At 60.8% G+C, this 22,786-nt stretch carries 18 protein-coding genes and 1 pseudogene; 9 read left to right on the top strand and 10 right to left on the bottom strand.

Annotated elements, in window-relative coordinates:
* The first annotated feature begins 33 nt into the window (after nt 1-33).
* Both ACSQ3F_RS12480 and ACSQ3F_RS12475 read left to right on the top strand, forming a co-directional pair.
* Nucleotides 34-375 carry an ArsR/SmtB family transcription factor gene (locus ACSQ3F_RS12480; protein WP_436100499.1) on the top strand — a complete coding sequence of 114 codons (342 nt, stop codon included), beginning with the start codon at nt 34-36 and terminating at the stop codon, nt 373-375.
* Between the two features lie 313 nt (nt 376-688).
* Nucleotides 689-1,762, top strand: coding sequence for a Gfo/Idh/MocA family protein (locus ACSQ3F_RS12475; RefSeq protein ID WP_436100498.1), 1,074 nt, complete (start codon nt 689-691; stop codon nt 1,760-1,762).
* Here the strand turns inward: ACSQ3F_RS12475 and ACSQ3F_RS12470 are convergent.
* Both ACSQ3F_RS12470 and ACSQ3F_RS12465 read right to left on the bottom strand, forming a co-directional pair.
* Nucleotides 1,747-2,901, bottom strand: a complete 1,155-nt coding sequence (locus ACSQ3F_RS12470; RefSeq protein ID WP_436100497.1) for a Gfo/Idh/MocA family protein — start codon at nt 2,899-2,901, stop codon at nt 1,747-1,749. The genes ACSQ3F_RS12475 and ACSQ3F_RS12470 overlap by 16 nt on opposite strands.
* Nucleotides 2,898-5,174, bottom strand: coding sequence for a glycoside hydrolase family 9 protein (locus ACSQ3F_RS12465; protein WP_436100496.1), 2,277 nt, complete (start codon nt 5,172-5,174; stop codon nt 2,898-2,900). Before ACSQ3F_RS12465 ends, ACSQ3F_RS12470 begins: the two co-directional genes overlap by 4 nt.
* A 260-nt stretch (nt 5,175-5,434) precedes the next feature.
* Between ACSQ3F_RS12465 and ACSQ3F_RS12460 the strand changes: the two genes are divergently transcribed.
* The 3 genes from ACSQ3F_RS12460 (at nt 5,435) to ade (ending at nt 10,024) form a co-directional block, all read left to right on the top strand.
* Nucleotides 5,435-6,763 (top strand): aspartate aminotransferase family protein, encoded by a 1,329-nt coding sequence (locus ACSQ3F_RS12460; protein WP_436100495.1) that lies wholly within the window; start codon nt 5,435-5,437, stop codon nt 6,761-6,763.
* A gap of 259 nt (nt 6,764-7,022) precedes the next feature.
* A complete protein-coding gene (locus ACSQ3F_RS12455) occupies nt 7,023-8,129 on the top strand; it encodes a branched-chain amino acid ABC transporter substrate-binding protein (protein ID WP_436100494.1) in 1,107 nt (368 codons plus the stop codon).
* 197 nt (nt 8,130-8,326) lie between these two features.
* The gene (ade, locus tag ACSQ3F_RS12450; RefSeq protein WP_436100493.1) at nt 8,327-10,024 is read left to right on the top strand and encodes an adenine deaminase; all 1,698 of its coding nucleotides are present in this window, start codon (nt 8,327-8,329) and stop codon (nt 10,022-10,024) included.
* Nucleotides 10,025-10,040: 16 nt separating this feature from the next.
* Here the strand turns inward: ade and ACSQ3F_RS12445 are convergent, their stop codons facing one another.
* The 3 genes from ACSQ3F_RS12445 to bglA form a co-directional block, all read right to left on the bottom strand.
* Nucleotides 10,041-10,337 carry a type II toxin-antitoxin system RelE/ParE family toxin gene (locus ACSQ3F_RS12445; RefSeq protein WP_436100492.1) on the bottom strand — a complete coding sequence of 99 codons (297 nt, stop codon included), beginning with the start codon at nt 10,335-10,337 and terminating at the stop codon, nt 10,041-10,043.
* A complete protein-coding gene (locus tag ACSQ3F_RS12440) occupies nt 10,327-10,593 on the bottom strand; it encodes a type II toxin-antitoxin system ParD family antitoxin (RefSeq protein WP_436100491.1) in 267 nt (88 codons plus the stop codon). The genes ACSQ3F_RS12445 and ACSQ3F_RS12440 overlap by 11 nt, the downstream gene beginning before the upstream one ends.
* A 72-nt stretch (nt 10,594-10,665) precedes the next feature.
* Nucleotides 10,666-12,312 carry a beta-galactosidase BglA gene (gene bglA, locus ACSQ3F_RS12435; RefSeq protein ID WP_436100490.1) on the bottom strand — a complete coding sequence of 549 codons (1,647 nt, stop codon included), beginning with the start codon at nt 12,310-12,312 and terminating at the stop codon, nt 10,666-10,668.
* A gap of 161 nt (nt 12,313-12,473) precedes the next feature.
* Between bglA and ACSQ3F_RS12430 the strand changes: the two are divergent.
* The 3 genes and pseudogenes from ACSQ3F_RS12430 to ACSQ3F_RS12420 all read left to right on the top strand — a co-directional run bounded on the left by ACSQ3F_RS12430 (nt 12,474) and on the right by ACSQ3F_RS12420 (nt 16,135).
* A pseudogene (locus tag ACSQ3F_RS12430) lies at nt 12,474-13,470 on the top strand (Ldh family oxidoreductase).
* A gap of 14 nt (nt 13,471-13,484) precedes the next feature.
* Entirely contained in the window at nt 13,485-14,399 is a 915-nt protein-coding gene (locus ACSQ3F_RS12425) for a sugar kinase (protein ID WP_436100489.1), read from the top strand.
* A 161-nt stretch (nt 14,400-14,560) separates the two neighbouring features.
* Nucleotides 14,561-16,135, top strand: coding sequence for an FAD-dependent oxidoreductase (locus ACSQ3F_RS12420; protein WP_436100488.1), 1,575 nt, complete (start codon nt 14,561-14,563; stop codon nt 16,133-16,135).
* A 7-nt stretch (nt 16,136-16,142) separates the two neighbouring features.
* Here ACSQ3F_RS12420 and der read toward each other — a convergent pair whose 3' ends face one another.
* The 3 genes from der to ACSQ3F_RS12405 form a co-directional block, all read right to left on the bottom strand.
* Nucleotides 16,143-17,567: a ribosome biogenesis GTPase Der gene (gene der / locus ACSQ3F_RS12415; RefSeq protein WP_436100487.1), complete on the bottom strand. Its 1,425-nt coding sequence runs from the start codon at nt 17,565-17,567 to the stop codon at nt 16,143-16,145.
* A gap of 59 nt (nt 17,568-17,626) precedes the next feature.
* Nucleotides 17,627-18,298, bottom strand: a complete 672-nt coding sequence (locus tag ACSQ3F_RS12410; RefSeq protein ID WP_436100486.1) for a tetratricopeptide repeat protein — start codon at nt 18,296-18,298, stop codon at nt 17,627-17,629.
* A gap of 106 nt (nt 18,299-18,404) precedes the next feature.
* Nucleotides 18,405-18,992, bottom strand: a complete 588-nt coding sequence (locus ACSQ3F_RS12405; RefSeq protein WP_436100485.1) for an NnrU family protein — start codon at nt 18,990-18,992, stop codon at nt 18,405-18,407.
* Between the two features lie 137 nt (nt 18,993-19,129).
* On the opposite strand from ACSQ3F_RS12405, the gene ACSQ3F_RS12400 reads away from it, so the two are divergent.
* Nucleotides 19,130-20,140: a polysaccharide deacetylase gene (locus tag ACSQ3F_RS12400; protein ID WP_436100484.1), complete on the top strand. Its 1,011-nt coding sequence runs from the start codon at nt 19,130-19,132 to the stop codon at nt 20,138-20,140.
* Nucleotides 20,141-20,152: 12 nt separating this feature from the next.
* Here ACSQ3F_RS12400 and sbmA read toward each other — a convergent pair whose 3' ends face one another.
* Both sbmA and ACSQ3F_RS12390 read right to left on the bottom strand, forming a co-directional pair.
* Nucleotides 20,153-21,415, bottom strand: a complete 1,263-nt coding sequence (gene sbmA, locus ACSQ3F_RS12395; protein ID WP_436102134.1) for a peptide antibiotic transporter SbmA — start codon at nt 21,413-21,415, stop codon at nt 20,153-20,155.
* A gap of 122 nt (nt 21,416-21,537) precedes the next feature.
* Nucleotides 21,538-22,761: an MFS transporter gene (locus ACSQ3F_RS12390; RefSeq protein ID WP_436102133.1), complete on the bottom strand. Its 1,224-nt coding sequence runs from the start codon at nt 22,759-22,761 to the stop codon at nt 21,538-21,540.
* Nucleotides 22,762-22,786 lie beyond the last annotated feature (25 nt).

Here is a 22,786-nt window from a genome sequence, read left to right as displayed (position 1 = left end):
CAAGCGTGATGTGAACATCGCACGGAGTATGGAATGCAAACGATCTCTCCTCAGAAACACGGCAAGGCTGAAATAGCTGCGGAGTTTCTGTCGGCCATGGCAAACCCGAAGCGTCTGCTGATTCTGCGTTCACTGGTGAACCAGGAAATGGCAGTCGGCGCATTGGCAAACCAGGTCGGCCTCAGCCAGTCTGCCCTGTCGCAACATCTCTCGAAATTGCGTGCCCAGAATCTCGTGACCACCCGTCGGGATGCGCAGACCATCTACTATTCAACCTCTTCGGATGCTGTCCTGAAAGTGTTGAAAACACTGACGGAAATCTATGGCGAAGAAACCGCCCCGGCCGAAAGGGTCGCGCAGCGCCGTACCGCCTGATACGGATGGGGGCCGGCCGCTCGCCGGTCCCCGTTTTACCAACCGCTTTGCCGTGTCCTTCGAATTATCTCCACATTATGATCGCCGGTTTTATCAGTTCGGCATTCCCGATTTGGGTGAAAAATCTTTACATTTCCGCAGGGAACCCGCTGACCTGTCGAGCCTGAACCCGCGTGTCCAAACGCGGCAGGCATGATCATGACTTCAGCCGAGGCGGCGACAATTTCGCTTGCTCTGCCGTCCGTTCCCGAATCAGCTCCCCATATGACGATGTTTACGCGCCTTTGAGACTTGCCGTGCAAGGATCGGCACCATGAACACGATTGCCAAACACCGGCTGTCGCCGTCGACCGTCAGATGGGCGGTGGTCGGGACCGGCACCATCGCCTCCACCTTTGCCGAAGACATCGGCTTGGCGGGCAATGCCGAGCTTGTTGCCGTATGCTCGCAGACGGTAGAAGCGGCCGCCGCGTTCTCACAGCGCTTTGGCGGGCTTCGGATTTTACCCGATATCGAGGCTTCGGCAGCCGACGCCGAAATTGATGCCGTCTATCTGGCGACGCCGAACACCGCCCATTTCAAACAGGCGCAATCGCTGTTGTGCGCTAGAACACCTGTCCTTGTCGAAAAGCCATTGGTGACGACTGCGGCACAGGCGCGGCATCTGGCCCAACTGGCCAGGGAAACGAACACATTCGCCATGGAGGCTCTCTGGACCGTGTTCCTCCCGGCCTTCAACCGGGTGCGCACCCTCGTTGCCGACAACGCGATCGGAGCTGTCACGGGCCTTCGAGCGGAACTCGGCTATGTCAAAGCCTTCGACAGGGACAGCCGCTTCTTCTCGAAAGCGCTCGGCGGCGGCTCGCTTCTTGATCTCGGGGTCTATCCCATCGGGCTGACGCTCGCTCTGTTCGGCTTTCCGCAGGCGGTGAGCGGGCGGTGGCGCGCCGCGCCCACAGGCGTCGACATGTCAGCGGAGATCAGGATGAGGTATCCCGGTTTCGATGCCACACTCTCCTGTGCATTCGATCGCAATGGCAGCAATCGTTTCATCATCGAAGGCGACAAGGCAAGCCTGATAATCGACGCGCCCTTCCTGCAGGCAAGCCGCATCATTGTCGCGAGAAATCCTGTTGCCCGCCATCTGGCGTTCCCGCCTGGCTCCGGCCGCCTATCGCGCCTCATCGGCAAGATGGGACGCAAGCTGCCCCTGCCCGGTCTGACGGTTCATGACCACGGTTACCGCGGCAACGGGTTGCAGTTCGAGATCGAAGCGGCAAGCAAGGCCATCCTCGAGGGAAAATGCGAACAGCCGCTAATGCCGCTTGAGACCAGCATTGCCGCGCTGGAGATCATCGAAACCGTATTGGCTCAGCCTGCGTCATAACCGCTCGGAGTATGATCCCGTTTGCCGGCATTCAGCGCCAGCACGATATCCGTCAGGTGCAGCGCGGTCGCGCCCGAAAAGAATGGTTTGGTGTTTTGCCTGATCGCGTCCGCCTGCGCGGCAATCCCGCGCACGAAATCGATCTGCGACGGATAGGCGGGCAAGACGTTTTTCTCCGCAGGACGCGGATAGGCCAACGGCTTTCCGGCCGTCAGACGAAATGGAAATTTCCGCTGAAGCTGCCATTCCAAACGATCGATCAGACGATGAAGCAGCGGCCGTCTCGCGCCCGCCACCTCGACGTGGACCGGTGAGCGGTTATCCCAGAGATCACGCACGACAATCGTCCCCTTGTCGCCGACGATTGTCAGAGACCGGTCGCGCGGCATCGCAAGTCCGCTGGTCAGCCGGGCGACGAGGCCCGAGCGGAACGTCAGGCATCCTACGGAAAAATCCGGGCCGAGCGCGAGATTTTCGGTGCCTGGTCCCTTGTTGGGAAAGGTCAGCGCGGAGAATGCCGCGACATGCGCCACGGGACCGAACAGCGACACGAGCCAGCTAGTCGCGTAGCCCGCGTGTTCCAGCGTGCAGCCGATTTCGAATTCGTGAACCGCCGGCCATTTCGCGCCGGAGCGGCTTCGCCACTCCTGCCACTTGTCCAGGAAGACCGGCCCGTCCTCCATTTCCGCGTAAACGAGGCGCGGCGTGCCGATGACACCGGTCGTGAGGATTTCGGCGCAGTGCGCCCGGGCGTCGCTGAGCGCGTTGGCCGGCGCGCCCGCCAGTACCAGCCCCCTCCCGTCCGCCAGTTCGACCAGTTCACGCGCCTCATCCACCGTCATCGCCAGCGGCTTTTCGCAATAGACATGCTTGCCGGCGAGCAATGCCGCCTTGTTGACGGCATGATGGCTTTCCGGCGGCGTCAGGTTGACGATGATGGCAACGGCCGGGTCCTGAAGCGCCTCTTCGCCCGAGGCATAGGCGCTGACTTTCCAGTAGCCGCAGAACTGTTGCAACCGGACAGGGTCAATGTCGAAGACACCGGCTAGGTGCAACTGCGGATGGTTTGAGAGCGTCGTCATGTAGTAGTCGGCGACGAAACCCGTGCCGATGAAGGCTATGCCTGTCTGTCCGCTCATCGGGCATCCGCCAGGAAAGAGGCGATATAGACCAGCGGTGCATTCCAGTTGATAGCCATTTCGTTAGCCCCCCAGGCCATGATGTCATCGACGTAACAGGTTTGCGGCAGGCAGCCCTTGAGGCGCGCTTTCGCGACATCATCGACCAGCGTGGAGTTCGGCCCGCCCGCAAGCGTCCCGACCGGCGGGTTGGGCAGCGTATCGTCGACCTGATGAGCATACCAGCGGCTATGCTGGTTCTTCGCAAAGACGCTGCCATAGCCGGTGACGTAGGACATGTTCATGGCATTCCGCCCAAAGATGTAATCCATGCTCTCGCGCACGCCATTGAGGAACGGCTTCTCACCAGTCAGGTCGTACCCCGCCGATACAACAATCATGTTTTGCAGGATGACCTGGTTGGAGCCCCAGTCGTACCGGTTATGGGCGGGCCGATAGATCTGCCCGAAGGGTTCCTTCTTCTGCGGTCCCATGAAATTTCTGGCGGCCGAGACGACGGAGGCGCGGACCATCGCCTTGTCCTCCTCGGGCAGCCTGTCGCCATAGAGCGCCAGGTCGAGACGGCCGAGCCCCGCGACGCTGCGCCAATCGAATGCGCCGACGGCGGGAAAGACGGATCCCGCCCAATGGATAGAGGTTTTCAGCACAGAGAGATACTTGGCTTCCCCGGTGGTGATATAAAGCTCAGCCGCCGCCCAATAGGTCTCATCCGTGATATCGGTGTCGTCATAGTCGCCGCCGCCCTGCAGGCCATCCGACTTCGGTGCGTAGAGCACCGGATTGGCAGCGGCGGCGTGCCAGGCCTTTTTCGCGGCGGCCAGCAGCGTTTCAGAAAACGCCTCGTCATACGGCGCAAACAGCCGGGCGCCCTGCGCCGCCGCTGCCGCGAGATTGAGCGTCGCGGCCGTCGAAGGGCGGTGCAATGCCCGCTCTTCCGGATCAAGATGCGGCAGCATTGGCACGTCGGTCCATTGCGTGTCATGTACCTTGTGATGCACCATGCCGGCCAAGGACTGGCCATCTGATACCATCATCTTCATCAGGAATTCGAGTTCCCAACGGGCCTCGTCGAGAATGTCGGGAACACCGTTGCCGTTCTCGGGGATGCGCGACAGGCTGTCGCTGATCACCGGCGACGCCCCCTTGCCGTAGACCTGGCCGCGTTCGAACGTGCCGAGAAGTTGCGCCACCGCGATGCCGCCATTGACCACATATTTGCCCTGGTCGCCGGCATCGTACCAGCCGCCCGAAACGTCGAGCGTATAGTCGCAGGTCCAGTCCTCGCCGTAGAGTTCCGCTGCCACCTTGCCGGTCAGGCATTTGACTTGCACGTCACCCTCATTGGGACTTTCCTGCAGATGTCCGGCCGGACGGGCGTAGGCATCCCCGGCGATATCGCCCTTGATCTCGATGCCGCTGCGCTGTGGATAAAACCAAGACAGCGCATCGACGCGCAATTTGCCGTAGACGTCGCGGCCGACAGAAAACGGGTAGCTCTTCCTGCCGCCGACAACCACGCGGTAGCCCTCGCCGGCCGTCGTAAAGGCGGAAAAATCGGCAATCTGGGAATCTGCGCCAACCGTTTCGTCGAAACCCGCCGGCGCCGTCACGCCCTCTCCAACCACCACGCCCTGAGCATCTTCAAGCTTGAATGCCAGCGGTTTGGTGGCATCGGACAGGATCGTCGCCCGCTTCGGTCCATCGAGGAAATAGCCGGCCTGATTGACAAGGGCAGGCAGGCCGCGTGCCGCCTTTTTCGCCGCTGCCACGATCTCTTCGGGCCTGGCTTCGTTTATCGCTACATCATCGAGGCAAAGCCGCCAGGGTTTTTCGGCGCCGCCCAGATGAAAGATGATCTGTGCGGGTTCTGTCTCCATAGCATTGAAGACCGTCGAGAACCCTTCCTGCCCGGCTTTGATCTCTGCATTGAACGTTGCCTGTGCCGTCCACGGCTCGGCATTGCGCTGAACGAGGACCGGGAAAATACGCTCCTCCTTGCTTTCGAGCATCATCTTCAACCGATAGGACGTGCCCGCCCCAAATAGCAGGTCGTTGACGCCGAGCAGGCGATCCCAGGGTTCTCCGCCGGCTTCGATAGCGGCGCATAACTTTCCGCGCTCGCGCGACAGCGCGACGCCGCCGGTTGCCCAGAAGCCGTCCTCGCCCTTTTCAAAGGCACCGTCGGCAATCATCTCGGTCGCTTCCGCCTGCGCCGAGAGAAAGACGAAAAGCGCAAGCGCCAGACTGGCCTGAAGTTTTGGCAAAATTTCCATCCTGAGCCCAGGTTACGGGAACGCGGCGCAACTCTCCGGCAAACAGGTTAAACTTCAGAAAATGCAGCGCAACAAGCCTTGCTTCGGACTGTCTCCGGGTGACGATTCCGTGCTTTTCCCTTCAGCCAGAAACCCCGCTTGACCGGATCGAGCCAAGGCTTGACGCTGAAAGGCGCCCTGATAGTTTGACCATCAGGTAAAGATTCCGCTTCATCCACCTGGATTTGGCCGCCAGACACAAAAACGCCACGGAGAACATGATGTCGAACCGCCTCAACGCCACACCCAACGATCTCAGCGCCTTCTGGATGCCGTTCACGGCCAACCGGCAGTACAAGAAAGAGCCGCGCATGTTCGTCAAGGCGAAGGACATGCACTACACGACCCATGACGGACGCCAGGTGCTCGACGGCACCGCGGGACTGTGGTGCGTCAACGCCGGTCACTGCCGGCCGCTGATCACCGAGGCGATCCGCGAGCAGGCCGGCGAACTCGATTATGCGCCGGCCTTCCAGCTCGGTCATCCCAAGGCCTTCGAGCTGGCGAACCGCCTGATCGATATCGCCCCCGACGGCATGGAACACGTGCTTTACACCAACTCCGGCTCGGAATCGGTCGAGACGGCGCTGAAGGTGGCGCTCGCCTATCACAAGGTGAAGGGCAACGGTTCGCGCACCCGCCTGATCGGTCGCGAGCGCGGCTATCACGGTGTCAACTTCGGCGGCATCTCCGTTGGCGGCATCGTTGCCAACCGCAAGATGTTCGGCACGCTGCTGACCGGCGTCGACCATCTGCCGCACACCCACCTGCCGGAAAAGAACGCCTTCACCAAGGGCGAGCCGGAACACGGCGCCGATCTCGCCACCGAACTCGAACGCATCGTCACGCTGCATGACGCGTCGACCATCGCCGCTGTGATCGTTGAGCCGGTCGCAGGCTCCACCGGCGTGCTGATCCCGCCGAAGGGATACCTGCAGAAGCTGCGCGACATCTGCACGAAGCACGGCATCCTGTTGATCTTCGACGAAGTCATCACCGGCTACGGTCGGCTCGGGACGCCGTTCGCCGCCCAGTATTTCGATGTGAAGCCGGATATGATCGTCACCGCCAAGGGCCTGACCAACGGCGTCATCCCGATGGGCGCGGTCTTCGTCACCTCCGAAATCCACGATGCCTTCATGAGCGGCCCGGAGCACATGATCGAGTTTTTCCACGGCTATACCTATTCCGGCAACCCGATTGCCTGCGCCGCCGCCCTCGGCACGCTCGATACCTATCGCGATGAAGGCCTGCTCACCCGCGGCGCCGAACTCGCTTCCTACTGGGCCGACGCGCTGCATTCGCTGAAGGACTGCCCGCACGTCATCGACATCCGCAACATCGGCCTGATCGGTGCGATCGAGCTTGCCCCGATCGCCGGCGAGCCGACCAAGCGCGCCTTCTCTGCCTTCCTCAAGGCCTATGAAAGCGGCTACCTGATCCGTACCACCGGCGACATCATCGCTCTCTCGCCACCGCTGATCATCACGAAGGCGCAGATCGACGAACTGATCGACGGCATCCGCAAGGTATTGCAGTCCAACATCTGACTGAACAATATTTAGTCACTTCTTATGTTAAGAACGGGCCGAAACTAACGTTCCGGCCCGTTTCTGCACGACTATTGAATAAATTCTACACATATTGCCCAAAAATCCGTCTTGCGAAATTGTCTACCGGTTCCTAAGCGCTAGATTATGGGAATCTACCCGTCCGCAGAGACGGAAACCCGATGGGCTCGACTTGCTTTCGGCGGATCGGCGCGATTTGCCGGCATGCGGGGAACCAACCCACTCAAGGAGACGCAAGATGAATTTCAAGACACTGACGGGTTTAACCCTCGCCGCCACGCTCGCCTTTGCGCCGCTGGCGCATGCCGAGATCGTCATCGGCCTGATCGCGCCGCTGACCGGCCCCGTCGCGGCCTATGGCGACCAGGTGAAGAACGGTACTGAGGTCGCCGTCGACCAGATCAACAAGAACGGCGGCATTCTCGGTGAACAGGTCGTGCTGAAACTGGCAGACGACGCGGGCGAGCCGAAGCAGGGTGTCTCGGCTGCGAACCAGATGATCGCCGAAGGCATCCGCTTTGTGGTCGGCCCGGTCACCTCCGGCGTCGCCATGCCGGCATCCGACGTTCTCGCTGAAAACGGCATCCTGATGGTGACCCCGACGGCAACCACGCCGGACCTGACAAAGCGCGGCCTGACCACCGTCCTGCGCACTTGCGGACGCGACGACCAGCAGGCGGAAGTCGCCGCAGCCTATGTGCTGAAGCAGTTCAAGGACAAGCGCATCGGCATCCTCAACGACAAGGGCGCCTACGGCAAGGGCCTCGCCGACGCCTTCAAGGCAACACTGAACGCCGGCGGCGTCACGGAGGTCTTCAACGACGCGCTGACGCCCGGCGAAAAGGACCTGAGCGCGCTTACCACCCGCCTCAAGGCGGAGAAGGTCGATGTGCTCTATTTCGGCGGCTACCACCCGGAAGCCGGCCTGCTGGTGCGCCAGCTTCATGATATCTCCGTCAACATCCAGATCATCGGTGGTGACGGCCTCTCCAACAGCGAATTCTGGAGCATCGGCACGGATGCCGCTGCCGGAACCGTGTTCACCAACGCCGCCGACGCGCTGAAGAGCGAGAATTCGAAGGCCGCCGTGGCCGCCTTGGAAGCGGCAAAGATCCCGGCCGAGGCCTTCACGCTCAACGCCTATGCCGCCGTCGAAGTGATCAAGGCAGGCATAGAGAAGGCCGGAAGTGCTAAGGACGCGAGCGCAGTCGCCGCAGCGTTGAAAACCGGCGAGCCGATCACCACCGCCATCGGCAACCTCACCTATGGCGAAAACGGCGACCTGACGTCGCAGAGCTTCTCGCTTTACAAATGGGAAGACGGCAAGATCGTCGCTGCGGAATAGGCGGAATGGCCAACAACGGGATCGGGCGCTGCGGCGCCCGATTTCTTCTTGCCCAACCGGCCACATCACTGGCAACCGTACGCAGTCCACAAGCGCCAGCACCAATTTGTTGAAGTCTGCTATGCAATGCCGACCGCCAGCGGCTATGCTGGCCATGAGCCAATCCGGGGCAAGGCATTGAAGAGGCATCATCCATTATGAGCGAAAAACTTGAAAAGCTGATCGATCAGGGCACAGGCCGCGCGCCTGCTGATATCGTGCTCAAGGGCGGACGCTTCTTCGATCTGGTGACAGGTGAGCTTATTTCGTCCGACATCGCCATCTGCGGCGATCGGATCGTCGGCACTTGCGGAACCTACAAAGGCATCACAGAGATCGATGTTTCCGGACAAATCGTCGTTCCCGGCTTCATCGATACGCATCTGCACATCGAATCCTCCCTGGTGACACCACATGAATTCGACCGCTGCGTCCTGCCCTATGGCGTGACCACGGTGATCTGCGATCCCCACGAGATCGCCAATGTGCTCGGCACCGAGGGCATTCAATTCTTCCTGGACAGCGCCCTCGAAACTATCATGGATATCCGTGTGCAACTGTCGAGCTGCGTGCCGGCGACGCACCTGGAGACCTCCGGCGCCAACCTACCCGTCGAAAAGCTGCTGCCGTTCCGCGACCACGAAAAGGTCATCGGCCTTGCGGAGTTCATGAATTTTCCCGGCGTCATCCACAAGGACCCCGTCTGCCTCGCCAAGCTCGACGCCTTCCAGGGCGGCCATATCGACGGACACGCCCCGCTGCTGCGCGGGATGGACCTCAACGGCTATCTCTCCACCAGCATCCGCACTGACCACGAATGCACAACCGCCGAGGAAGCGCTCGAAAAGATCCGCAAGGGCATGCACATCCTTGTTCGCGAAGGTTCCGTTTCGAAGGATCTGCATGCGCTGATGCCGATCCTCACCGAACGTCTGTCACCGTTCCTGGCGCTCTGCACAGACGACCGCAATCCGCTCGACATCGCCGAGCAGGGCCATCTCGACTACATGATCCGCGAGGCAATCGTCCAAGGCGTGGAACCTCTGGCCGTCTACCGCGCCGCCTCGATCTCGGCAGCGCGCGCCTTCGGCCTCCGCGACCGGGGCCTTGTCGCGCCGGGCTGGCGCGCCGATCTTGTCGTTGTCGACAGTCTTGAAAACTGCAAGGCGGAAAAGGTCTTCGCTGCGGGCCGTCTCGTCACCGACGCGTTGTTCGCAACCCGCCGCCCGGTCGCCCCCGTCGGGCTCGACAGCGTCAAGGCAGGCCATGTCAACGCCGCCGATTTCGGCGTGCCCTATGCCGAGGGGGAGACCTCGGTGATCGGCGTGCTGCCGGGCAAGATCATCACCGAACACCGGCGCTTCAAGCTGCCTGCCTCCGGCAATCAGGCCGGTGTCGACCTCGGCCGCGATATCATCAAGGTCGCGGTCATCGAACGCCATGGCATCAACGGCAATCACGCCAACGGCTTCGTCCAGGGTTTTGGACTGAAGAAGGGCGCGATCGCCTCCACCGTCGGACATGACAGCCACAATATCTGCGTCGTCGGCGTCAACGAAGACGACATGGCGCTGGCGGCAAACCGGCTCGGAGAGATCAAGGGTGGCTTCGTCGTCGTCGAGGATGGCAAGGTGACCGGCGAAATCGCCCTGCCCGTCGCCGGATTGATGAGCCTTGAGCCCTATGAAAGCGTCCGCGACACGCTGCACCACCTGCGCGAAGCAGCTTTTGCGCTCGGTGCGACGCTGCAGGAGCCGTTCCTGCAACTGGCGTTTCTGCCCTTGCCGGTCATTCCGCACCTGAAGATTTCGGACATGGGGCTGGTCGACGTCGACAAGTTTGCGCTGATTGGGTGAAAACGGCTTTGGCGGCTTAACGCAGCATATCTTCGGAGATATCGCGAAAGCCGCTTAGCACGCGAACAACTGTCAAAGTCGTTTCGCCGGATGTATAAAAGATGATGTAGTTGCCAACGGGAAAACTACGCAAATCGTCATGAAGTTCCGGCCTTTCTCGCCCGGCAACCGGTTGATTTGAAAGCGTCAACAATGCAGCTTGGATGCGGTCCAATAGTCGGTCCGCCGCGCCTTCATTGTCACGCGCAATGTAACGCCATATCTCTATCAGATCGGCTTTCGCCTTTGGCAGCCGGCGGATTTCAAGCGCCACGGGCAAACTTCGCAGAGGCCAGACGTGCTTCTGACTTTATGGCATCCATGTCCATTGGCTCGGATTCACCGCTTGCGAAACCTTCATCGATCGCGGCCTTCAATGCCTGTAGTTTCGCCGCACGAAATTGCTCTCGCTCTTCCAAAGCGCGCAGACCATCGCGCATGATTTCGCTGGCGCTGGAGTAACGGCCGCTTGCAAGAAGATCGCGAATGAAACCCTCGTAGTGAGCGCCCAATGTGTAGCTCGATGCCATGTCATAGCTCCTCAGAAGCAGGCCAAGAATATATCATTAAATGATATTTGTCTCCTTCGGTTGAACCTCCGTTCAGGCTAACCGCCCGCAAAACACATCCAACGCATCCAGCGAAATCTCGCCATGATCGAACCGCGGCGCGAACCCCGGCATCGGCAAAACCTCGGTAAGAGCCACACTTTTCGGCAGATTCACAATCTGCGGTCCGCGGCGCAGATTGAAAACGAACAGCAGCTTCTCGCCGCCCTTTTCCCGCGTGAAAGCCAGAATATCCTGATTGGTCTCAAGGAAGGTCATGCTGCCGTCCAGCAGCGGCGCGTGCGCCTTGCGAAAGGCAAGTGTCTGGCGGTAGTGGCCGAGCACCGCCCCCACTTCCTTCTCCTGCTGGTCAACGGCCAATGCTCGGTGCACGTCCGGAACCGGCAGCCACGGCTTGACGCTGGAAAATCCGGCGTGGGCTGCATCCTTTTCCCAGACCATCGGTGTGCGGCATCCGTCGCGCCCCTTGAAGGCGGGCCAGAAGCGGATGCCGTAAGGGTCGCGCAAATCCGCCAGTTCGAGCTCGGCTTCCGGCAAAGCCAGTTCCTCACCCTGATAGAGGCAGATCGAGCCGCGCAGGGCGGCAAGAACGGAGATCACCAGCTTGGCCACCCGCTGGCGTTCTTCCTCTGTCTGCGCGAAACGGCTGACATGGCGGGTGACGTCATGGTTGGAAAAGGCCCAGCAGACCCAGCCATCGGTGACCGCATCCTGAAACGCGGTGACGCAGCGGCGGATATGGGTGGCTGTGAAATCCGGGCCGAGCAGGTCGAAGGTGTAGCACATGTGCAGCTTGTCGCCACCGCCGGTATAGGCCGCAACCGTCTTCAAAGACCGCGCGCCATCGCCCACTTCACCGACCGACGCGCGATCATCGAATTCGTCAAGCAGGGCACGAAAGCGCTGCAGGAAGCCGATGTTTTCCGGCTGCGTCTTGTCGTAGAGGTGGTTCTGCATGCCATAGGGATTGACGTCGGGCGCATCCAGCCCGATCGCGTCTTCGTCGTAAACCAGTGGCGGATTGTCCCGCAGTTCCTTGTCGTGGAAATAGAAATTCACCGTGTCGAGCCGGAAACCGTCGACGCCGCGCTTCAGCCAGAAGCGGACGGTTTCCAGCAAGGCTTCCTGAACATCCGGATTGTGAAAATTGAGATCGGGTTGCGAGCCCAAAAAATTGTGCATGTAATACTGCTTGCGCACGCCGTCCCATTCCCAGGCCGGGCCGCCGAAGATCGACAGCCAGTTGCTCGGCGCCGTGCCGTCCGGCTTCGGCTCGGCCCAGACGTACCAGTCGGCCTTCGGGTTGGTGCGGTCGGAGCGGCTTTCCTTGAACCAGGGGTGCTGATCGGAGGTGTGCGAAATCACCTGGTCGATGATGACTTTGATGCCCAGTTCATGCGCCGTCATCAGCATCGCGTCGAAATCGGCAAGCGTGCCGAACATCGGATCGACATCGCAATAATCCGACACGTCATAGCCCATGTCGGCCATCGGCGAGGTGAAGAACGGCGACAGCCAGATGGCATCGACGCCGAGACTGGCGATATAGGGCAACCGCTGCGTGACGCCCTTGAGGTCGCCGAAACCGTCCCCTGTCGTATCCTGAAAGGAGCGCGGATAGACCTGATAGATCACGGCACCGCGCCACCAATCGGCATTGGACTTCAAGGGAGATGCCATCAAAAAACTCCGCGATCACAGGGATATGCAGCCCAAGATGTATCGTCGCGGCAAGAGCGAGTAAACGGCCTTCCCCGTCGTTTCCGGAGATTGACGGCTGCCGATGCAAAAATGATGATGAATGCCATTTATGACGACCGCAAGGCGGCTTTGGAGATAAGATGAGCGAAGAAACCATTCCGTTCAGCCTCGGGGATGCGCGCGAATTCGCGGTCGTGGCCCTCCTTGGCGCTGGCGCAAGTCCGGCCATGGCCGCGTCCCTCGCCCGTGCGACGGTGGACGCCGATGCACGCAGCAAATCGACCGTCGGCTTTTCCCATCTTGTCGACTATCTTGAGAGTCTCGTCGCCGGGCGCATCAGCGGCAAGGCCGAGCCGATGCGGACAGACCCCGCCCCCGCCCTGATCCGCATCGATGCCGATGGCGGCATTGCACAACTGGGCTTCGATCTCGCTTACGACGATCTTGTCGAAAAGGCCAAGACCTTCGGCATCGCGCTCTTTACCCAATTCAACAGCTATACATCCGGCGAACTCGGCGACTACGTTTTCCGGTTGGCGGAACGGGGTCTCGTTGGCTTGGCCGCGACCAACGGTCCTGCACTGATCGCCGGGTCCGGCAGCGCAAGACCCGTCTATTGCACCAACCCGCTTGCCTTCGCAGCACCCCGCAAGAATGGCGCGCCGCTCCTCATCGACCAATCCTCCAGCGCCACCGCTTTCGCCAACATCCGCGAAGCGGCCGCCCGTGGCGAGCCGATCCCGGCGGGCTGGGCCGTCGATGCGGCGGGGCAGCCGACCACCGACGCAAAGGAGGCCATGAAAGGCGGGAACACGCGGCGCCAATATCGCGCTGATGGTCGAAGTGCTGGCGGCGGGTTTGAGCGGTGCCAACTGGTCGCTCGATGCACCGGACTTCATGAGCGGCGACAGGACACCCGGCAGCGGCCTCACGGTCGTCGCCATCTCCCCCTCGCTGCTCGACGACGGCTTCGAAGACCGGCTCGACGCGCAGTTGACACGGCTTTCAACCGGCCACGGCATCCATATTCCCGGCGGATCGAAATTCGATGCCCTGAACCGCGCGCGCGACGACGGCATCCGCTTGCCTTCCACACTGGTAAGCCGTATCTCGGCTTTCGCAAAAGGGCGTGACTAACGGGGGAGACCTTCATGGCGGGCAGGCTGCTTTCGATCGGCGAATGCATGGTGGAACTGATGCAGGCCGAAGGCGATTTCCTTCGCAAGGGCTATGCCGGCGATACCTTCAACACCGCCTATTACGCCCGGCTCTTCCTGCCCAAGGACTGGTCCGTCGATTATTTCACGGCGGTCGGCACCGACACGGTGTCCGACGAGATGCTGGCCTTCATCGAAAAGACCGGTGTCGGCACCGGCTACATCCGCCGCGTCGAGGGGCGTTCACCCGGCCTCTACATGATCCATCTGAAGGATGGCGAACGCAGCTTCTCCTACTGGCGCTCGGTTTCCGCCGCCAAAACGCTCGCCGACGATGCGGACCATCTGCGGGCAACGATCGAAGCCTCGGACATTGTCGTCTTTTCCGGCATCACGCTGGCGATCCTTGCGCCGACCGCCGCCGAGACGTTGCTCTTGGAACTGCGCCGCGCCAAGGCTGCGGGCAAGCTCGTCGTGTTCGATCCGAACATCCGTCCGCGCCTCTGGAACGACAAGCAATATATGCTGGAAACGATCTCCGCCGGCGCTCGCGCATCCAGTCTCATCATGCCGAGCTTCGACGACGAAGCCGTGCATTTCGGCGACGCCGATATCGCCGCGACGATCGCGCGGTATCGCGGTCTCGGCGTTGGGAACATCGTGGTAAAGGACGGGGCAAAAGGTGTGACGCTGAGCTTTGCCGAACGCCCGGAAACGTTCGTTCCGTCGGCCAGGGTGGAACGCATCGTCGATACCACAAGCGCGGGCGACAGCTTCAATGGCGCCTTCCTTGCCCGTTACGCCGCCGATGGCGATCCACAGGCCGCAGCCACCTTCGCCGCTTCCATCGCGGCAAACGTGATCCAGCACCATGGCGCGCTTGTACCGAAAGACAAGCTGACCGCGTGACCGCCTGTCCGGCGACCACGGCAACTGCTAGTCTGGCAGCCGATGCGCCGAGAGTGTAGGAAGATCCGGTTCGATCGTGCTTGGCGTTTTCAGGAGGCTGGCTAGTCGTGAACTGTATAGGTCGGAAAGCGATCGCAGCGGCACAGGCCGCTCTCCTGAGTATGGCATTTCTGTATTGCAGTTCAGGACCGGCCTGGGCACTCTGCAATTCGTCTAACGTACTCGTCTACGGCGGCACGCCGGCCGGCATTATGGCCGCGATCCAGGCGGCGAACCTGCGAAAGAAAGTCACCTTGCTGGAGCCGACAGCGCATGTCGGCGGCATGATGGCGAACGGCCTGACGAAAACAGACGCCTCGCCCAGAAAAAATGTCTATGGCGGCCTGGCGGCCGCGTTTTTCACACGGGCCCGCAATCACTACCAGACTGCGGATCCCATCCGTATCTATTTTGAATCCCATTGGGCTGAAGAGACGTTCAGCAATGATCTTTCGCACGCCGGCGTCGACGTCCGATACAAGCAAGGTATCGCGACCCTCGTCAGCTCCGACCGCATTATCAAGCGCGTGACCACGACCAGCGGTGAACAATATTGCGCGGATGTTTTCATCGACGCGAGCTACGAGGGCGACCTCATGGCGAAATCAGGCGTGTCGACCATCCTTGGCCGCGAAAGCAGCAGCCAATATGGGGAAAGCGCGGCAGGGGTGAAACAGATCAACTATCCCTCTGTCGGCCCGGATCACGTCGAAATCAAGATCGACCCCTACGTTCAACCAGGCGATCCGCGAAGCGGCCTTTTGCCCGGCGTCGTTGATGTGGGACAAAAGCCTATCGGCTCTGCCGATATGAGCCTCATGGCTTTCAACTATCGCTTCTGCATCACGCGGACGGGCCCGAAAATTCCGTTCGCCAGGCCGTCAAGCTACGACCCGATGCGTTATGAAACGACCGCGCGTTTTCTGATTGGGCTTCAAAGCGCCGGTATCGGCATCTCTCCGGCCCACTTCACCGGCGGCGATGTAACCGTCAACGATCAGCAAGACGTCAATTCGACACGCTACTTCTCCACCAATGTGTGGCATCTCGGCTACAGCTATGTCATGGGCAGCGAGGCCGAGCGAAATGCAATCCGCGAGGTGATACGTAACCATATTCTCGGGCTGATGTGGTTTGCGGTAACGGACCAGCGCGTTCCGGCACACGTGCGGGAACATACGGCCCAATATGGGCTCTGCGCCAACGAATTCCGGGACAACGGCCACTTTCCACGGCAGATCTACGTTCGCCAAGCGCGGCGACTCGTCGGAGAAGTGGTGCTGACGCAGAACGACCTACAGAACAAGACGACGTTTCCCGATTCCATCGGCCTCGGCTATTATCCTATGGACGAACACGGCATGATCCGTACCGTCAAGAACGGCTACATCGCCGACGAAAGCCGCAAAAGCATCGGTGTCGGCCCCTATCAGATACCCTATCGCGCCATGCTCCCGAAGAAGGAACAGATCGTCAACCTGATCGTTCCCGTCGCGCTTTCGGCGAGCCATGTCGCCTATACGTCGGTTCGCGTCGAACCGACGTATATGGTGCTGGGTCAGGCGGCAGGAGCGGCGGCGGCACTTGCCAGCAATGGCGATGCGGCCCATGTCGACATTGCCAAGCTCAAGCAAACGCTGGCGGCGGCCGGCCAGATCGTCGAGTATCGCGGCAAGGCCCCAAAGGTCCGGCATTAGCGGTCAGTTATTTCCGCTTCTTGCGATTCTCGAACGGGTTTTCCGACGCCCTGAGATGGATGCGGATCGGCACGCCGGGCATCTGGAAATCGTTGCGCAGACCGTTGGTCAGGTAGCGGATATAGCTCTCCGGCACGGCGTCCGGGCGCGTGCAGGAGATCATGAAGCCCGGCGGCCGGGCCTTGACCTGCGTCATGTATTTCAGCTTCAGGCGGCGGCCCGACACAGCCGGCGGCGGATGCTGCACCTGCTGATGATCGAGCCAGCGGTTGAGCTTGGCGGTCGAGATACGGCGGTTCCAGACCTTGTCGGTGTCGATGATCGACTGCATCAGTTTGTCGAGACCGTAGCCTGTCTGGCCGGAAATCGGCACCGCGCGGATCCCACGGGCCTGCGGCAGGAGGCGCTCGGTCTTTTCGCGCAGATCTGCAAGCAGCGCCTGCGCGTCTTCGACCAGATCCCACTTGTTGAAGGCGAGAATTGCGGCGCGGCCTTCGCGGATGACGAGATCGACGAGCTGCAAGTCCTGCTTTTCAAAGGGGATGGTCGCATCGAACACGATGACGACCGCTTCGGCAAAACGGATGGAGCGCAGGCTGTCGGCGACGGAGAGCTTTTCCAGCTTCTCCTGCACCCGCGCCTTCTTGCGCATACCGGCCGTGTCGAACATCTTGATGGTGCGGCCGCGCCAGTCCCATTCGACGGAGATGCTGTCGCGGGTGATACCGGCTTCCGGGCCGGTCAGCAGCCGGTCTTCGCCGAGGAAACGGTTGATGAGCGTCGACTTGCCGGCATTTGGACGGCCGATGATCGCCACCCGCAAAGGCTTGGTGTCGTCATATTCCGGCTCGAATTCTTCGTCTTCTTCCGCCCCTTGCTCACCACGAAGATCGACATCGGTCTCGGCTTCGTCGATTTCCGGCGGGAAAGCGCGGTCCTCGCCGAGCGCTTCGACAATCGCGTCGCGCAGGTCGATCATGCCCTGGCCATGTTCCGCAGAGACGGCAACGGGCTCGCCGAGGCCCAATGTGAAGGCGTCGTAATAACCGCCGTCCGAGCCCTTGGCTTCGGACTTGTTGGCAACCAGCACGACCGGCTTGCCGCGACGGCGCAGCATTTCGCCAAGCGTTTCGTCGGCCGGGGTCAGCCCATGCTTGGCATCGACGACGAAGAGCGTCAGGTCAGCCTCGGCAATCGCCGCTTCTGTCTGTGCCCACATGCGCCCCTGCAAAGTCTCTGGCCCCGACTGCTCGAGGCCGGCGGTGTCGATGATGGTGAAGCGCAGGTCCACGAGCTTGGCGTCGCCCGGCCGCCGGTCGCGGGTAACGCCCGGCGTATCATCGACAAGCGCCAGCTTCTTGCCAACCAGACGGTTGAAAAGCGTGGATTTGCCGACATTGGGGCGTCCAACGATGGCGACGGTGAAGTTCATCAAGTCATCCTGTCTTCTTCAGAGCATCATGCTCTAACGTTTGTTTTCTGGACGTCCAATCAGGACGCCTTGCCGCTGGCGGCGATCAGGTCGAGCAGCATCTGGGCGCGGTTGGCCAGATTGCGCGGGGTCTCGGTATCGTCGGCGATCTGCTGAAACCAGGTCTTGGCTTTTGCCATGTCACCAGCCTTGTAAGCGGCAAGCCCAAGGGCTTCGCGCGCCGAATGGCGCATGCCGTTGCCCGGTACGGCGAGCTGCTCGGCCTCCGCCGAAACCTGCTCATAGGTGCCGGTGTCGACCAGCAGATAGGCCGCGCGCATCCGAGCCGCGTCGCGCATCGCCTGCGGTAGGCTGGTATCCTTGGCGATATCGGAGAAGACCTGAACGGCCGCCGCCACATCGCCCTTTTGGGCCTGCAGAGTTGCCGCACGCATCTTCGCCAGCACCGGATAGGCGCCGTAGCCATCCTTTTCGAGTGCCGTCAGCGCCGCCAGCGCCTCGTCGGTCTTGTTTTCCTTCGACAGGGTCAGGGCCGCCAGAAACTGGTCACCCGACTGCGAGGCCGAGGTTTCGTGCCAGTATTCGTAACCCACCTTGCCGATCGTTCCGAGAACGATGAGGATGGCGATCCCGATGATGACGCTGCCGAAGCGCGTCCAGACGGCCTTGACCTGCTCGGAGCGCAGTTCTTCGTTGACCTCGCGGATAAAGCTGTCGTCCTGGTTCGCCATTCCCTGTTCCGGTTGCCCGGCCTTCCCTGCAAAGATGAAAGTAAAGATTCCGCGCTTCTACCGCATTTTAAGGCCGTTGTAAGGGGGCACGCGCATTTAGCCCCCTTTAGCTCATGACAATCGGGGGAACGCCGATCAGCCACTCATGCAGCTTCCAGACAAACAGGCCATAGGCGACAACACCGATGGCCATCGCCAGCAGATCGTTGGATGCGGAACGGAAGACCGGAAGCACCTTTTCGCCCACCCGCTGCCGCCGCTTCAGCGAGATGCGCAGAATGACGGCCCAGGCGAGGAACGAGCCGAACAGCAGCACTGAGGATGTCTCACCATTGGCCAGCAAATGAGCGAGCGCCCAGATCTTGATCGACAGGATCTGCGGGTGCTTGACCGCGACTGCGATGCGGCCCGCCGGCAAAAAACCGGCGGCGAGACAGATGAAGGCAAGCAACATCAAGAGCAGCGAAATGTGCTTCAGGAAGACCGGCAGGTTGTAGAGCATGCCGGTGACGGCCCTCGCCTCGCCGAAGCCGTAGATGATCAGAAGGAGGCCGATGAGGCTGATAACTGCATAGATGCCCATCCAGGCGCCCTTGCCCTGACGCTCTATGACCGAGGCGCGCAGCCCCGGCGCCACGACGCGCACGAGATGCATGCCGAGAAAAATGACGATGCCCAGAATAAGAAGTGTCATGAAGCCCATCCGTCGCTTGTGAGATTTTCTGCCTCTTCGCATAACCGGATCAAAGCCAAGATTCCAGCACGATCAAAGGATTGCCTTATTCTTGCGGCAGGGGTCGCAAACCCGCATCCTCCGCCCAAGGTTTCCGCATGCCCAGATTTTCCGCCGCTCCCGGCCTTGCTCTCGCATTGGCCCTGGTCCCCGCCGTCGCCCATGCGGTGCAGCCACCGGCTCCGGCAGGCCGCAAACAGCTTGTCATCATTTCCTTCGACGGCACCCACGACAACAGGCTCTGGGAAAAGAGCCTGGAGATGGGCAAGCGGACGGGCGCGCATTTCACTTACTTTCTCTCCTGCACCTTCCTGATGACAAAGGCCGAAGGCGGCAGGGCCTATCAGGCACCGGGGCAGAAGGCCGGACGCTCGAATGTCGGCTTCGCCCAGAGCCGCGAGGAAATACAGGCCCGTATCCGCTACATCTGGCAGGCGCAGCAAACCGGCCACGATATCGGCAGCCATGCCTGCGGCCATTTCGACGGCAAGGGGTGGAGCGCGGCCGACTGGAAACAGGAATTCGCGGCCTTCCGCATGGCGCTCTTGAATGCCTGGAAAGCCGGCGGCATCGAAGGCGAGGAGCCCGAGGGCTGGGCGGATTTCGCGGAAAACGACATCAAGGGATTTCGCGCGCCCTATCTCTCCCTGAGCGACGGCCTGCTGCCTGCGCTGAAAAAGGCCGGCTTCACCTATGATGCCAGCCTCGTCACCAAAGGCCCCGGCTGGCCATCAGATGAGGACGGCATGCCGCGTTTCGGACTGCCTCTCATTCCGGAGGGGCCGCAGCAGCGCCGGGTGATCGGCATGGATTACAATCTCTTCATCCGCCATTCGATGGGCGTGGAAAACCGCAAGGACAGCGCCGTCTTCGAAGAGCGTACGCTCGAGGCCTACCGCAAGGCCTTTCAGGCGCAGTACCAGGGCGGCCGCATCCCGCTGCAGCTCGGCTTTCACTTCGTCGAAATGAACGGCGGCGCCTATTGGCGGGCGCTCGACCGGTTCCTCACGGAAACCTGCAGCAAGCCCGACGTTGCCTGCGTCAGCTATGCCGAGGCGCTGCCGATGATCGCCAGTGAAAAGAAGGCGGCCGAAGCCGCCTCCCAATAACGTTCAAATTGATCAAGCCAGGCTTTCATTCTCGCCGGCTTCGATAAATTTCCGGTCGATCGCAGGCAGAGGTTCCCCCTCCATCGCGGCCTCGAAAGCCTGAAGGCGTTTGTAGATCGAAATCAGCTCAATAACCGTCGGCCAGGAATTGACGAGGTACTGGAAAGAACTCGTAACCTGGGAAAAAGCGCCCTGGATCTGCTGCAGGAGACCAAAGGTGATCGTCGCCCCAACGATGGACGGAACCATTAGGAACAAGGGAAAGATATTGTCCGTCTGCAGATAAAAATATCGGGCGACATTGAAGTAGGTGTAGTGGAAATACAGCCTGAAATAGTTCTTGCGGACATTGCTGAATAATTCACGGATCGTCAGGGGCTGGGCACGTTCGGCATGGTCTTCACCATACACGAGCTCCTTTCGATAGGCCGCCTCGACACGTTGATTGCGGAACTCCAGGCCAGGCAGTTTCACGCCAACCACCGCCAACATCACGGTACCGAAAATTGACCAGGAAACCGCCGCGATGACAAGCGGATACGGTATCGCCCCGACGATAGGCAATTCTTTGATGCTGCTCGATAGGGCATGCAGAACCGGCAGAAACGCTATCAACGTCATCACGGAATCGATCAGCCGAACGCCAAGCCCTTCAACCGTCGTCGCAAACCGCATCGTGTCTTCCTGGATACGCTGGGAAGCGCCCTCGATATGGCGCACTTTCGGCCATACCGAATAGTAGAAATCGTTCATGGCGGTACGCCAGCGAAACAGATAGTGGCTGGTAAAGAAGTTAATCAGGACAGCGGAAACAATATAGACGGTGGCGAGCTGGAAGAAGATGAAGGCATAGCCGTAGATTTCCGACGCCTGAACCGTGTTCGGCGCCTTCAGCGCGTCCACGATGCGATCATAGGTCGGACGCCGCCAATTGTTGAGAGCGACGCTGATGTCTACCGAAAAATAGACCGTGAAAATGATGAAGGTGGAACCCCAGACCGACCATGATTTCCAGGGATGTTCAGCCGCGTAGAAATGCCAGAAGAGACAGAAGAGCACCATGGAGGAGATGAAGTAGATGTAGAACCAGATGGAGGCCGTCGTGAAAAAATGCCCAAGGCCGATGGGTGGCTCCTGGCCAGGCGGCAGCTGCGGCAGACCAAACTGGCCCCCGATGTCAGCCCCGACCGTGTACCATATGGCAACCACAACGATTGTCCAAAGCAGCGCGGAGGAAAAGAACAGCTTCGGATTGGGAAAGAAGGAATGGAACAAGGCTGGCACTCGCGTTTCTTGATGGGCAGACACCCACCTTCTCGATGCGCCGAAACTAGGGCAAAAGCCCTCCCCTGCCAATCACGTCAAGCTAATGTTACCGTTATTTAATCGCGAGCCGCTCAGGCACCCGCCGCTGCAACGATGCGGCGCATCTCCACCCAGGTAAGCGCTGCACAGAAAAGCAGCACGCCCGCCGCCAGCAGGGTCGGCGCGGTAAAACTGCCGCTACCTTCGGCCAGCCAGCCGGCAACGAGCGGGCCGATAATCTGGCCGACGCCGAAGGCGGCGGTCATGAATGCGAGCGCCTTGCGCGGGCTTTTGGGCGCCAGCGCCCGGCCGATCTGCAGGCCATAGGCGGTGACCATGATGAAGGTGGCGCCCAGCATCAGCCCACCGACCAGCGGCGCATAGGGCGCTGGCAGGGCGACCGCCAGAATAAGCCCGATAGCCTCGACCAGCAGCCCCGCCAGATAGACTCCGACGATCCCCAACTGCGGCACGGTCCGGCGCCAGGCATGGACCGAGACGGCGGCAGTCAGGCCGGTGACCAGCCAGGCGAGAAACTCGACGGTATGGTCGGTCGCGCCCTGGCGCGCCATGGCGACAAGGAAGGTGGCGATGATGACATAGCCGAAGCCGAAGAGGCCATAGGTGAGTGTGACAACGACGAGGGGCCGGGTCCAGACGAGTGGTTTTTCCTTCTCGCCGTTCTTGCCCCCTGCCGGCCCTTCCGGCAGCAGCGCCGCAACGATGATGGTGCCGAGACAGGCGATGACGGCGCCGCCGAACCAGGCCGCCTGCCAGCTTGCAAAACTGCCGAAGCCGCCAGCCGGCAACAGGAAGACCATCAGCGACGATACCGCAATGCCCATGCCGACACCGCCGAAATGCACCGACTGGACATGCGGATTGGCGGCGGCCAGCCCTCTGCTGAGCACGATCGCAGAGGTGAAGATCATGGTGAAGGCACTGGCCACACCGGCAAGAAAGCGGATGACGGAAAACAACAGCAACGACGACGTCAGCCCCATGGCAAACAACAGTGCCGCCGTCGCAACCAGCGCCGAAAGCGCGATCGGCCTCTCCCTTCCCGCTGCCCAGCCATAGCCTGCGACAACGGCTCCCAGCAGATAGCCGATGAAATTGGCGGACGCGATGAGCCCCGCGTCGGCGGGTGTCAGGCCGAGATCGGTCATCATGCCGGGCAGGATCGGCGTATAGGAAAAGCGTCCGAAGCCCATGGCAACCGCCATGGCGATGGCGCCGGCAAAAGCGGTGGGAGCAAGGCCCTCGTCTAACGCGCGGTCGAGCGTAGTCATGCCACATCTATCGCAATGCAGCATGGCGGCGACAAACGACAAAATTTGA

It is taken from the genome of Pararhizobium sp. LjRoot238, from assembly GCF_964252955.1.
Classification (GTDB): Bacteria; Pseudomonadota; Alphaproteobacteria; order Rhizobiales; family Rhizobiaceae; genus Pararhizobium.
Note: the sequence above shows the minus strand (reverse complement) of the source record. Positions and strands in the feature narration are given on the sequence as shown.